Annotated in this window: 12 protein-coding genes; 4 read left to right on the top strand and 8 right to left on the bottom strand. The window is 69.8% G+C overall.

Going from position 1 to position 12,219, the window contains the following annotated elements; translation table 11 throughout:
• Positions 1–125 precede the first annotated feature (125 nt).
• Positions 126–503, top strand: coding sequence for a hypothetical protein (locus tag ACIBL3_RS43375; protein ID WP_396359861.1), 378 nt, complete (start codon positions 126–128; stop codon positions 501–503).
• Positions 504–614: 111 nt separating this feature from the next.
• Here the strand turns inward: ACIBL3_RS43375 and ACIBL3_RS43380 are convergent, their stop codons facing one another.
• The 4 genes from ACIBL3_RS43380 to ACIBL3_RS43395 all read right to left on the bottom strand — a co-directional run bounded on the left by ACIBL3_RS43380 (position 615) and on the right by ACIBL3_RS43395 (position 4,548).
• Positions 615–1,472, bottom strand: a complete 858-nt coding sequence (locus ACIBL3_RS43380; RefSeq protein WP_396359862.1) for a CAP domain-containing protein — start codon at positions 1,470–1,472, stop codon at positions 615–617.
• Between the two features lie 262 nt (positions 1,473–1,734).
• Positions 1,735–2,520, bottom strand: a complete 786-nt coding sequence (locus ACIBL3_RS43385) for a CAP domain-containing protein (protein WP_396359863.1) — start codon at positions 2,518–2,520, stop codon at positions 1,735–1,737.
• Positions 2,521–2,618: 98 nt separating this feature from the next.
• On the bottom strand, positions 2,619–3,281 hold the full coding sequence (locus ACIBL3_RS43390) for a GNAT family N-acetyltransferase (protein WP_396359864.1): 663 nt from the start codon (positions 3,279–3,281) through the stop codon (positions 2,619–2,621).
• 142 nt (positions 3,282–3,423) lie between these two features.
• A complete protein-coding gene (locus ACIBL3_RS43395) occupies positions 3,424–4,548 on the bottom strand; it encodes a GNAT family N-acetyltransferase (protein WP_396359865.1) in 1,125 nt (374 codons plus the stop codon).
• Between the two features lie 80 nt (positions 4,549–4,628).
• On the opposite strand from ACIBL3_RS43395, the gene ACIBL3_RS43400 reads away from it, so the two are divergent.
• Positions 4,629–5,444 carry a DeoR/GlpR family DNA-binding transcription regulator gene (locus ACIBL3_RS43400; protein ID WP_396359866.1) on the top strand — a complete coding sequence of 272 codons (816 nt, stop codon included), beginning with the start codon at positions 4,629–4,631 and terminating at the stop codon, positions 5,442–5,444.
• 49 nt (positions 5,445–5,493) lie between these two features.
• Complete coding sequence (locus ACIBL3_RS43405) at positions 5,494–6,729, top strand: MFS transporter (protein WP_396359867.1); 1,236 nt, start codon at positions 5,494–5,496, stop codon at positions 6,727–6,729.
• Here the strand turns inward: ACIBL3_RS43405 and galK are convergent.
• On the bottom strand, positions 6,703–7,833 hold the full coding sequence (gene galK, locus ACIBL3_RS43410; protein ID WP_396359868.1) for a galactokinase: 1,131 nt from the start codon (positions 7,831–7,833) through the stop codon (positions 6,703–6,705). The two genes, ACIBL3_RS43405 and galK, sit on opposite strands and share 27 nt — an antisense overlap.
• A complete protein-coding gene (gene galT / locus ACIBL3_RS43415) occupies positions 7,830–8,876 on the bottom strand; it encodes a galactose-1-phosphate uridylyltransferase (RefSeq protein WP_396359869.1) in 1,047 nt (348 codons plus the stop codon). The genes galK and galT overlap by 4 nt, the downstream gene beginning before the upstream one ends.
• 167 nt (positions 8,877–9,043) lie before the next feature.
• On the opposite strand from galT, the gene ACIBL3_RS43420 reads away from it, so the two are divergent.
• Positions 9,044–10,354, top strand: coding sequence for a hemolysin family protein (locus ACIBL3_RS43420; RefSeq protein WP_396359870.1), 1,311 nt, complete (start codon positions 9,044–9,046; stop codon positions 10,352–10,354).
• Here the strand turns inward: ACIBL3_RS43420 and ACIBL3_RS43425 are convergent.
• Together ACIBL3_RS43425 and ACIBL3_RS43430 are read right to left on the bottom strand one after the other, a co-directional pair.
• The gene (locus ACIBL3_RS43425) at positions 10,314–11,576 is read right to left on the bottom strand and encodes an MFS transporter (protein WP_396359871.1); all 1,263 of its coding nucleotides are present in this window, start codon (positions 11,574–11,576) and stop codon (positions 10,314–10,316) included. The genes ACIBL3_RS43420 and ACIBL3_RS43425 overlap by 41 nt on opposite strands.
• A 2-nt stretch (positions 11,577–11,578) precedes the next feature.
• The gene (locus ACIBL3_RS43430) at positions 11,579–12,181 is read right to left on the bottom strand and encodes a helix-turn-helix domain-containing protein (protein WP_396359872.1); all 603 of its coding nucleotides are present in this window, start codon (positions 12,179–12,181) and stop codon (positions 11,579–11,581) included.
• Between the last annotated feature and the right edge of the window lie 38 nt (positions 12,182–12,219).

The raw sequence follows: 12,219 nt of genomic DNA on the forward strand, positions 1-12,219 counted from the left end.
CGGCGCGGGAGTAGGACCGGGAGGAGGCGGTTTCGCCCAGGCCGGAGTCGCTCGACCGCGAGTACGAGCGGGACGACGCGGTCTCGCCGAGGCCCGCCGTACGGGAGTAGGAGCCCTGGCCGGGGGTGACGCTGGAGGGCGAGGTCGGGCGGGCGATCGGCTGGGTGCCGGCGCCCGGGGCGGACTGGGTGTTCGCCCAGAAGGGAGACTCGTTGGCCGCGCCGGCGGACTGCGCGGTCGCCCAGAACGGCGACTCGTCACTCGTCCGCGGAGCGTACCGCGGCGGTTCCGGTGGTGGCGGCGGAGTGGTCTCCGCCGGAGTAGGCCGGTTTGCCGCGCTGGACCGGGATCCGCGGGATGCGGCCCGGGTCGCCTTCCTGCGCGGCTTGTACCGGCCGTTGCCGGACTCGGACATTATTTCGTTGTTCCCTTCACTGTCTCGCCCCCAAGACATGCCTCATCACTCGTCTCACCGGAGCCCCCAGGACGGTCCGGCGACATGACAAGGACGGATCTACCCGCAGTGACCGGCCGTGAAGCGGCCGGACGTTGTGGCGCTGAGACAACGTCTTCGCCACACTCAGTGTTTTCAGCACAATGACAGCCCGCCGCCCTCAGCTGCGTCCGAAGTCTTGGACCCAACTGCCCGGACCCCAGTCGGACCGGACCTGGCCCGGGTCGTAGCCGATGCCGATCGACGTGAAGCGGCAGTTCAGGATGTTCTTGCGATGTCCTTCGCTCTTCATCCAGGCGGCGACGACCTTCTGTGCGGAGTCGTAGCCGGCGGCGATGTTCTCGCCCCAGCCGGAACCGCGGTACCCGGCGGCCGTCATCCGGTCGCCCGGGTCCTTGCCGTCGGGGTTGGTGTGGTCCATGTAGTGCCGGCGGACCATGTCGGAGGCGTGCCTTCCAGCCGCCTCGACCAGTGCGTTGTCCAGGCGGAGCGGGCCGCAGCCCTGCTGCTCGCGGATCGCGTTGGTGTAGTTGAGGACCTCGCGCTCCTGCGAGTTGGTGCCGCCACCGCCGGCCGGAGGCTCGCTCGGCCGGGGCTCGCGGCTCCGCGTCTTCGTCGATGTGCTGCTCGACGGCCGCGGCTTCGGCTTGGTGCTGGTCTGCGTGGTGCGCGATCCCGTCGGGCTCACCGTCACGGTCGTCACGCTGGCGGTCGGCGCGGTGGTGACGGTGCTCGTCGGCGTCACGGACGGAGTACCGGTGGTACCGGTCGAGGCCGGTGTGTCCGAGGTCGACGTCGAGGCCGCCGAACCGAGGGCCGGGGTGCCGGAGACAGTCGTGCCGTTCGGAAGCGTCATGCCGGCCGGCGCACCGGAAGAGTTGGTGCCGTCGACAACTGAGCGACCGGCGTCGTCCCGGGTGTTCTCCGAGACGTTCAAGACCTTGGTCGCGCCGTCGACGGTGGAGTTGTCGCTGGACATCATGTAGACGACCGGGCCGGTGGCGAGGAGAACTGACAACGCGCTGACGGTAGGGCCGATCAGGCCGCGGCTCCGCCGGGGAGCTCTTCTGCTGCCGCGGTGTCGCCGGGGGGTAGGCGAATCCGTCATGGGTGGGCGAATCCTCTTCGTTTTCGTCGTACCGAGTGCTCGTCGTTCCCCGCGTTCAGTTGTTGCCAGGTCCCCCCTGGTTCACCGAACAGCGACCTTAACCGACCGTAGAGGTCACTGTTACAGGTTCGCGACGCCTCTTAACGATTATCGAAGGTTTACTCGGCAAGCGTTAACCGCCGAAGTCCTGCACCCAGCTTCCGCTGCCCCATTCGGGCTTCACCTGGCCGCTGTCGTAGCCGATGCCGATCACGGTGTAGGTGCAGTTGAGGATGTTCTTGCGGTGCCCGGCGCTGTTCATCCAGCCCTCGACCACGGCCGCCGGGCTCTTGTAGCCGACCGCGATGTTCTCGGCCATCGCGCCGCCGCTGTATCCGGCCGCCTTCATCCGGTCGAACGGGCTGCGGCCGTCCAGACTGTCGTGCGAGAAGTAGTGCTGGTCGACCATGTCGGCGGCGTGCGCCTCGGCGGCCTCCGTCAGCGCGCTGTTCATCTTCAGCGGACCGCAGCCGGCCTTCGACCGCTCGTTGTTGGTGAGGCTCAGCACCTGCGCTTCCGCCGTACCCGATCCGCCGGACGGCGCGCTGGTCGTGGTCTTGGTGGCCGTCGGCGTGCTGGTGCTGGTCCGGGTCGGCGACGGCTTCGAGGTCCGGGTGCCCGCCCGGCTCGGGGCCGTCGTCGTACGGCGCGGGGTCGGCTTCGGACTGCTGGCTTTCGCGCGGGTCGGCGTACGAGTCGGTGTGAGAGATGGAGTCGTACGGCGAGACGGCGTGACCGACGGGGTCTCGGAGAGCTCGTCGGTCGTCGAGGTCAGCGGCCGGTCCTGGCTGGTCAGGACATTCGCGGTCCGGTCCAGCACGAACCACCCGATGCCGGCGATCAGCACCAGCGCCGAGAGTGAGGCCAGTACCGGCCCGATCACTCCATGGCGTTGCTGGGGGCGGCGGTGGTTCGTCATGGTCTGCAGCCTTGCCCAGGTCGGGTCGGGCTGACTCCCCGGGCAGGCCGCACTTCACGAACCTTTGACAATGTCAGTCGTTTGAAACGTGTGCGCGGTCACCGGGAGCGGGCGATCACGATGTCCGCGACGACCTTCCAGCCCAGGCTGCGATACAGCCGCAGGCCGTCGATCGAGGCGATCAGGATGCCGCGCTTGGCGCCCTGGGCGGCCGCCGTCTCGACCAGCGAGGCCATCACCGCGCTGCCCAGCCCGCGCCGCCGGTGCGCCGGATCGGTCTCGATCCGGTCCGCGACCGCGTCCTCGCCGACCACGGCCATCCGCCCGCTGGACACCACGCCGCCGTGCAGCGTGGCCCGGGTGATGATCAGGTCGGACTCGAGCTCGGTGTGCAGGGCGTAGCGCTCGTGCAGCTTCAGCGCCGGCTGCTCGGACAGCTGGATGGTCATCAGCCAGTCCTGGTCCTGCTGCACCTCCAGACCGAGATCCTCGAGCTGCTCGATCCGGGCTTCCTTGTCGTCGGTGGCCAGCGTGATCCAGCCCGCGCCCCGGCCACCGCCGGCGGCCAGCGCCAGCTCGGCGGCGCGTTCGACGCGTTCCGGCTTGTCATCGGCGTCCAGTACGACGTACTCCGTCGCGCGATTCTCCTCACCCGCACGGACGGTCAGAATGCCGTCGTTGTCGTCCTCCACGGTGGTCCAGCCCCTCGAAACCGACCACCCGGCCTGCCAGCGGCGGACGAGCTCCTCACGATCTCTCACCAGTCGATTCAAGCAGCCGGATGCCGAGACGGCGAGGGGAAGTGGTGTCGGATGACACCAACTGGCCGTACATCACCGATTCCGGGCGGTCACCAATACCGCCCGGAGCCACCGCTGGGCAACCCTTCGGCGCCCGCGGATCTCAGGTCCGCTCGGCCGCGAGCAGGTCGAAGCCGTGCAGGTCGGCGAAGCTGCCGTCCCGCCGCGGGCTCGCCGACCGCTCGAGCACGACGTGGGTGAAGCCGTTGATCTCGGCAACGTGGGCGGACGCGGTGTTGCCGTCGGCAGCGAACAGCACCAGCCGGCGCCGTCCGAAACCGCCGTCCTCGACCGGCTTGAACGCCTGCTCGATCACCAGGCGGACCGCCGCCGACATCACCCCGCGACCCCGCGCCTCCGGATGCAGCCAGTAACCGATCTCGGCCATCGTCTTGTCGATCCGGTTGGTCATGTCGAACAGGCTCACGCAGCCGATCAGCTCGTCGGTGCCGGCGTCCGCGATCGCCCAGGACACTCCTTCGCCGGTGGCCAGGTTCTCGTGCCGGCTCCCGAGGAAGCCTTCCGCATCCGGCAGCTGGTACGGCGACGGCAGCCCGGGCAACCAGTACTGCGTCCGCTCGTCGCTGCACGCCTCGACGATCCGCTTGGCATCCGACGGCTCGAACGGGCGCAGCCGGAATCCGTTGCCTTCGACGACCGGCGCCTTCCACCAGTTGCCCACCGGCTCCAGTGCGTCGTCGCGACCGACGGTGGCGACCCACTCGTCGTACCGCACGCCCCGCGCTTTTCCACCACCTGGCACGACGACCAGGCCACGGAATCCCGCCTTCCACGCGACCCGGCGGGACGCCCAGTTGCCGACGAACGCGCGCCAGATCACCCGGTCCCACTCCAGGACGTCGAACGCGTGCCGGACCACCAGCCGCAGCGCCCGCGTCATCACCCCGGCGCCCCGAGCCGACGGCGCCACCGCGAACCCGACCTCGCCGACGCCGCCGTCACCGTCGCGCAGGTCGACGGTCCCGGCGTAGCGGCCGTCGTACTCGATCGCCCAGGCCCACATCCCGCCGTCGCGCCACCCGTTCGGGATCTGCTCGGTCAGGAAGTTCTCCGCGTGCTCACGCAGGTACGGCACCGGAATCGTCGTCCAGCGCTGCATCTCGGGGTCCTGGCACATCTCGAACACCGGGTCGATGTCCGCCGGGGTGTGCGCACGCAGGGTCACCACGTCGTCGGACAGCACCGGCACGTCTTCGGGGAATCGCATGCTTCAGCGTGCCAAGCCGGGCCCGCCGCGGCAACGCGATTTCCCTGACAGACACCGATTTCCGCACTAGGCTGTGCCTCGTGAACGCAGCAGCCGGAGCAGAGGCACCGCGGGGCCGGGGAGGGCAGCTCGCCGCTCAGCGGCAGGCCACGATTGTTGCCGAGGTCAACAGTCGGGGCGCGGTCACGGTCGCCGAGCTGGTCGAGCGGTTCGGGGTGTCGGACATGACGATCCGGCGCGACCTGGACGCCCTCGACTCCAGCGGCCTGCTGCACAAGGTGCACGGCGGGGCCACGTCGGTCGGGCTGCGCAGCGCGCACGAGCCCGGGTTCGACGCCAAGCTGACCCAGGAGTCCGCGGCCAAGCAGGCGATCGCCGCCGAGGCGGCCAGCCGGGTCCAGCCTGACAGCGCGATCGGCATCGGCGCCGGTACGACGACCTACGCACTGGCCCGGCAGCTGCTCCGGGTGGAGAACCTGACCGTCGTGACGAACTCGGCCCGCATCGCCGACGTGTTCCACGGCAACAGCCGGTCCGACCGCACGGTCGTCCTGATCGGCGGTATCCGGACGCCCTCGGACGCGCTGGTCGGCCCGATCGCCACCGCCGCGCTGGGGTCGCTGCACCTCGACCTGCTGTTCCTCGGTGCGCACGGCGTCGACGCCGAACACGGGCTGTCCACGCCGAACCTGATGGAGGCCGAGACCAACCGGTCCTTCATCGCCGCGAGCCGCGAGGTCGTGGTCGTCGCCGACCACACCAAGTGGGGCACGGTCGGCCTGAGCACCTTCGCCACCTGGGCGGACCTCGACGTCATCGTCACCGACGCCGGCCTCTCCACCCAGGCCCGCAAGGCCATGCGCGACACCGGGTGTGAGCTGGTCATTGCCTCATGAACTTCCGCCATGGGCGGCTGGAGGTCCGCTCGGGTGGAGGAGGAAGTGATTGAGGGGGGTTGTTCGGCGGCGGCAGGAGCCGCTCGGTAGGCCGTACTGGGTGCTCTGGACCGCCGGCGCGATCTCGTTCCTCGGCGACGGCATCACCTTCGGGGCGCTACCGCTGCTCGCGGCCTCGATGAGCCGGGACCCGCGGATCGTCTCGCTCACCGAGGCGGTCACCGGCGTCGGCTGGCTGCTGCTCGGCCTGGTGTCCGGCGTGATGGTCGACCGCTGGCGCCGTACCAGCACGATGTGGATCGTGGACGCGATCCGGGCCGTCATCGCCGGCGCGTTCGCGGCCGCGGTCCTGGCCGGGCAGGAAAGCATCCCGCTGCTGCTCATCACCGGCTTCCTGCTCGGCATGCTCGCGCCGTTCTTCGACAACGCGTCCTCGGTGGTGATCCCGGACATGGTCGTGGGGACCGCGCTGGAGCGGGCGAACGGCTACAACCAGGCGGCCCTGGTCCTCCTGGCAAACCTGATCGGCCCACCGGTCGGCGCTGTGCTGTTCGTGATGCACCACGGGCTGCCGATCCTGATCGACGCGATCTCCTTCGCTGCGGCCGCCGTACTGGTCTTCCTGGTACGGCGTGCCGCACCAGCCCGCGCGGTGTCGCCGGACCGGCATCTCGGCCGGGAGCTCAAGGAGGGACTGCTCTATCTGTGGCGGCACAAACTGCTGCGGTCGCTCTGCTTGCTGCTTTTGGTCGCGAACGCGGTCGGGGCCGGCATCATCGCGATTCTCGTTCTCTACGTGCTGGAAGCGTTACACCTGCCGGAGGCGTGGTTCGGCTGGCTGGTCGCCACCTATGCAGTCGGTGGCGTCGTCGGTGCAGCGCTCGCGCCCCGACTGGCGCGCCGCCTCTCGACGTTCAAGAACCTGATCGTCTCGATGCTCGTGCTCGGCCTGGCGGTCGTCATGTTCGGGATCTTCACCGAACTGGCGCTGATCATCTGCGGCGCCGTGCTGATGGGCTTCGGCAGCACCTGGTGGAACGTCATCTCGATCACGCTGCGGCAGCGGATCGTGCCGGCCGCACTGCTCGGCCGGGTGACCGCGGTCTACCGGATGGTCGCGTTCTGCGCGGCCCCGCTGGGCGCGGTCGGTGCGGGTTTGCTCGCGCACCGCACCGACCTGCGCACGCCGTACCTGGTGATGGGACTGGTCCAGGTGATCGCCACCCTGGCCTTCGCCCCACTGATCAAACGGGAACTGTCAGTCGACCCGGGACGCCCCGGCTGACGGATCCGCGGCCAGTGCGCTGGGCGCGGTGAAACCGTGCTCTGCGAACGCCTTCTCGATCGCGGACAGTACGGCGTCCGCCGCATCCGCCTCGGTGAGCGCGATGATGCAGCCGCCGAAACCGCCACCCGTCATCCGGGCGCCGACCGCGCCGGCCTCGAGCGCGGTGTCGACCGCGACGTCCAGCTCCGGCACGGTGATCTCGAAGTCGTCCCGCAGCGACACGTGCGACGCGGTGAACAGCGGCCCGACCTCTCGCAACCGGCCGGCCCGCATCAGCTCGACGGCTTCCTCGACCCGGCGGATCTCGGTGACCACGTGCCGCACCCGGCGCCGTACGACGTCGTCCTCGAGCCGGCCCAGTGCGTCGTCGAGAGCGTCGTACTCGATCGAGCGGAGCGCGGGGACGCCGAGCAGGGCCGCCGCTTCCTCGCAGCTCTTCCGGCGGGCGGCGTACTCACCGTCGACGTGCCGGTGCGGGGCCTTCACGTCGACGACCAGCAGCGCGAGCCCGTGGGCGGCCGGGTCGAACGGGATCTGGTCGGTGGTCATCGCGCGGATGTCGAAGTACAGGGCGTGGCCTTCGGTGCAGCACATCGAGGCCATCTGGTCCATCAGGCCGACCGGCGCACCGACGTACCGGTTCTCGGCCTTCTGTGCGAGCCGGGCGACCTCGGCCGGGTCGACCTCGAGGTCACGCAGCCCGAGCAGGGCGACCGAGGTCGCGCAGAGCAGGGCAGCCGACGACGACAAGCCGGCGCCGGACGGGAGGTCGGAGTCGACCAGCAGGTTGGCGCCGCCGATCGCGTAGCCGGACTCACGCAGGATCCAGGCCGCGCCGGCCGGGTACGCCGCCCAGTCGCCGACCGAGCCCGGAGTCAGTTCGTCGATCGCGAACTCGATCACGCCCGGGTGGCCGCTCGACGCGACCGCGATCCGGCCGTCGTCGCGCTTCGACGCGGTGACCAGGATCCGGTTCGGCAGCGCGATCGGCAGTACCAGGCCGTCGTTGTAGTCGGTGTGCTCGCCGATCAGGTTGACCCGGCCCGGCGCCCGCCAACTGCCCTCCGGCGCAACCCCGAAGACGTCTTCGAAGGAGCTCACGAACCCACCTTCCGCAAGGTCTCGGCCACGTCCTCGGGCCGGGTGTCACTGATGAACGCGCCCATCCCGGACTCCGAGCCGGCCAGGTACTTGATCTTGTCCGCGGCCCGGCGGATCGACAACACCTCGAGATGCAGGTAGCCGAGCTCGCGGTCGATCCGGACCGGCGCCTGGTGCCAGGCGGCGATGTAGGGCAGCGGGTCGCCGTACAGGCCGTCGAGGCGGCCGAGGACGTCCAGGTAGAGCTCGGCGAAGTCGTCCCGCTCGCCGACCGAGAGCTCGCTGATGTCGGCGACCTGGCGGTGCGGGTACAGGTGCACCTCGACCGGCCAGCGGGCCGCCTCCGGCACGAACGCGGTCCAGTTGGTATTCTCCGCGACGATCCGGGCGCCGTCCTTCTTCTCCGCGGCCAGGATGTCGGCGAACAGGTTGCTGCCGGCAACCGCCTGGTGCTCGCGGGCGCGGGCCAGCAGGGTCCGGATCCGCGGCGGCAGGAACGGGTAGCCGTAGATCTGGCCGTGCGGGTGGCTCAGCGTGACACCGATCTCGCGGCCGCGGTTCTCGAACGGGAAGACGTACTCGACGTCGTCGCGGGCGCTCAGGTCGGCGGTCCGGTCGGCCCAGGTGTCGACGACCAGCCGGGCCTGGCCCTGGGACAGGTCGGTGAACGACTGGTTGTGGTCGCTGGTGAAGCAGACCACCTCGGTCCGCCCGGGACCGGCGAAGGAGGGGAACCGGTTCTCGAACACCGCGACGTTGTAGTCGTGGTCCGGGATCTCGGTCGGGTTGCCCGGCTTGCTGGCGCACAGCGGGCACTGGTCGGCCGGGGGCAGGTAGGTGCGGGTGTTGCGGTGGGTCGCGTACGAGATGACGTCGCCGGTGAGCGGGTCGGTGCGCAGGTCGATCTGCGGCTGCGGCGCCGGCAGCCCGCGGGTGTCCTCGAGCGGCACCCGGGCCGGCGCGTCGGCCGGGTCGTAGTAGATCAGCTCGCGGCCGTCGGACAGCTTGGTGTCCGTACGGCGTGCGCCGCGCGGTGTGTTCATCGTGTGACCCTCCCGGCCGTCGGACACCGACGGCCAGGAATCATCGTAAACCAACAAACTCGAACATGCACGGTGATGCGGCACACCGCTAGGCTTGCTGAATGGACGACTACGCCCAACGCACGCCCTCTCGACATACGGCGAGAGGGCGCTAGGAACCCCCACCCATGAACGCCACCCTGCTCAATATCGTCCTGATTCTGGTCTTCGTGCTGATCGGTGGGGTCTTCGCCGCAGCCGAGATGGCGCTGGTCTCGCTGCGCGACAGCCAGCTGAAGTCGATCTCCCACCGCGGCCGGCGCGGCGAGACGGTGGCCCGGGTGGCCGCCAACCCGAACCGGTTCCTGTCCGCCGTCCAGATCGGCGTGACCCTGATGGGCTTCCTGTCCGCCGCCTTCGGTGGCGCGACCCTCGCCGACGGACTGTCCCCGCACCTGCAGGACCTCGGCCTGCCCGAGTCGGTGGCCAACACCACCGCGCTGGTGCTGATCACCATCCTGATCTCCTACGTCTCGATCGTGCTCGGCGAGCTCGCGGCCAAGCGGCTGGCGCTGCAGCGGGCCGAGACCTTCGCACTCGGCCTGGCCCCGCTGGTGGACCGGATCGCCTCGATCGCCCGCCCGGTGATCTGGCTGCTGTCGAAGTCGACCGACCTGGTCGTCCGCGCGCTCGGTGGTGACCCGAACGCGAACCGTGAGGTGATGACCGACGAGGAGCTGCGCGACCTGGTCTCGGCGCACGAGTCGCTCGGCGAGGAGGAGCGCCGGATCGTCGACGACGTCTTCGAGGCCGGCAGCCGCCAGTTGCGTGAGCTGATGCTGCCGCGGACCGAGGTGGACTTCATCGACGCCGAGATGCCGGCGTACAAGGCGGTCAAGTTCGCCGCCGAGCGGCCGCACTCGCGCTACCCGGTGATGAACGGCTCGGCCGACGACATCGTCGGGTTCGTGCACGTCCGGGACCTGTTCGACCCGGCGGTCGCGTCCCGCTCGGTCCGGGTCGGCGACCTGGCCCGCGAGGTGCTGCAGCTCCCGGACACCGCGAAGCTGCTGCCGACGCTGACCGAGATGCGCCGCCGGTCGACCCACCTGGCCATCGTGCTCGACGAGTACGGCGGAACCGCGGGCATCGTCACGCTGGAGGACCTGGTCGAGGAGCTGATCGGCGACATCAAGGACGAGTACGACGAGCAGTCGGTCGAGACCACCCGGTTGCGCAGCGGCGACATCGAGGTCGACGGTCTGCTCAACCTCGACGACTTCGCCGACGAGACCGGTGTCGAGCTGCCCGACGGCCCGTACGAGACAGTCGGCGGCTTCCTCGCCGCCCGGCTCGGCCGCGTCCCCACCGTCGGCGACGAGACCCCGATCGACGGCCACCTGCTCACCGTCACCACCATGGACGGCCGCCGGGTCGCCCGCGTCCGCATCCACCGGGTCAAGCCGACGGACGAAGAGCCGGTTCCGGAAGAGGCGTAGCCGAGAGCATCCGGCGGCGGGCGAGGATGACCGAGCCGCCGACGACGTACCCGAGACCCTGGAAGACCAGGACCGGGATGATGCCGACCAGTTCGCCGAGGACGCCCGCGGACGCGATGCCGATCAGCACCGCGACGCCCTCGGCGGCGGCGATCGCGCCGAAGATCCGGCCGCGGGACGCATCCTCGGTACGGCGCTGGAGCACGGTCATCATCCCGGCGATGGTGAACGCGCCGGGCAACCCGACGACGATCATGCAGGCGAAGGCGGGCAGCAGGCTGTCCCAGAACAGCGGGTAGCAGAACAAGGCCAGGTCGATCAGGCCGAACAGGAACGCCCCGGTTCCCCACATCGTTGCCGCTGGCAACCGCGAGCCCACGGCGGCCGCGACCAGACCGCCCACGATCCCGCCGATCGCCTGAGACGAGACGATCAGGCCGTACGCCGTACCGTCGCCGCCGAGCTCGGAGCTGACGAAGGGCGCGAACAGCGTGCTCATCACGCCCTCGCCGACGCCGGTCACCACGCAGAACACGAACAGCAGCCGCATCGCGGGTCCTGTGACGCAGAGCCGGATGCCCTCGGTCCACTCCGCTTTCAGCCGCCGGATCGCACCACCAGCCGGCGGCGCGAGCACGCGGACGACGCGGTGCCGGACCCGAATGATCAGCCCCATCGCGAAGAGGAAGGTCGCGGCGTCCACGAGCGCGAGCAACGGCAGACCGCCGAGACCTGCCAGCACACCGCCGATGCCGGCGCCGACCAGCCGGGCGATGTCGCTGGTCTGGCTGTTCAATGCGTTGGCAGTCACCAGTTGCCGCGGCTCGACCAAGACCGGGATCAGTGACTGCTCGGCCGGACGGAAGAACTGCTGCAGACAGCTCTGCACCAGGACGACGGCGTACACGATCCAGATCGCGCTCTCGTCGCGGACTGCGAGCAGCGGCAGCAGGAGAAGTGCGTGCAGCAGGTTGGTGACGATCATCGTCCGGCGCCGGTCCCAGCGGTCGACGAAGACGCCGGCCAGTGAACCGAGGACGACCATCGGCACGAACGACGACAGCAGCAGACCGCCGGAGGCGAGCGTCGACCCGGTCAGTACGTAGACCTGGAACGCGAGGCCGGTCTTGAGGATCCAGTCGCCGGTCAGCGACACCAGGCCCGCGGACAGCACCAACCGGTAGTCGCGCTGCCGTGCGAGCACGCCCCACAGCTCTTTCACGGCTACTCCTCGGGCTCTTCCGGTGGCGCGACGGTCACGATCCGGGTGATGTCGACCAGGCGGCTGCCGGGAGGCCGGGTCGACTTCACGTCGATCGGGCGCTGGTCGACGTACTCCTGCAGCAGCCCGCTGATCTTCGCCTCCAGCTCGGCGAGTTCGTCGGCGGTGAGATAGATGCCGGTGTGACCGATGCCCGAGTTGTGCACCCAGATGTCCGGCTCGGCGGTCCGACGCTGCTGCCAGTCGGCCAGCGCGCCGAGCGCACGCTCGGCGAGCAGTTGCTCGAGTACGTCGGCTGCCGCGACACCCTCGGCAGTGAGCTTCGAGCTCCGCCACGACTGGGACGTCGACACCAGCCGCCAGGGTCGTTCGCGGTTGTCCTTGCCGGGGGCGGGCTCGACGAAGTCGTACTTCGCGAGCTGCCGCAGGTGGTGAGACGCCAGGGCCTGGCTGATCCCGAGCCGCCGGGCCGCGTCGGCCGCGGTCATCGGCCCCTCCTTGCCGAGCAGGGCCTGTAGATCCAGCCGGACCGGGTGCGCCATCGCCCGGATCGCCAGTGGGTCGTCCAGCAGCCGCGACCGGCGCGGATCCTTTTCCAAAGACATGCTTGGAATATGACGCCGACGTCCGCCAGATGTCAAGC

It is taken from the genome of Kribbella sp. NPDC050124, from assembly GCF_044460355.1.
Lineage (GTDB): Bacteria > Actinomycetota > Actinomycetes > Propionibacteriales > Kribbellaceae > Kribbella.

Coding starts and splice junctions, on each gene's coding strand:
- ACIBL3_RS43385 (WP_396359863.1), bottom strand. CDS start 2,520: ATGACGAACCACCGCCGCCCCCAGCAACGCCATGGAGTGATCGGGCCG.
- ACIBL3_RS43395 (WP_396359865.1), bottom strand. CDS start 4,548: ATGCGATTCCCCGAAGACGTGCCGGTGCTGTCCGACGACGTGGTGACC.
- galT (WP_396359869.1), bottom strand. CDS start 8,876: ATGAACACACCGCGCGGCGCACGCCGTACGGACACCAAGCTGTCCGAC.
- ACIBL3_RS43420 (WP_396359870.1), top strand. CDS start 9,044: ATGAACGCCACCCTGCTCAATATCGTCCTGATTCTGGTCTTCGTGCTG.
- ACIBL3_RS43430 (WP_396359872.1), bottom strand. CDS start 12,181: ATGTCTTTGGAAAAGGATCCGCGCCGGTCGCGGCTGCTGGACGACCCA.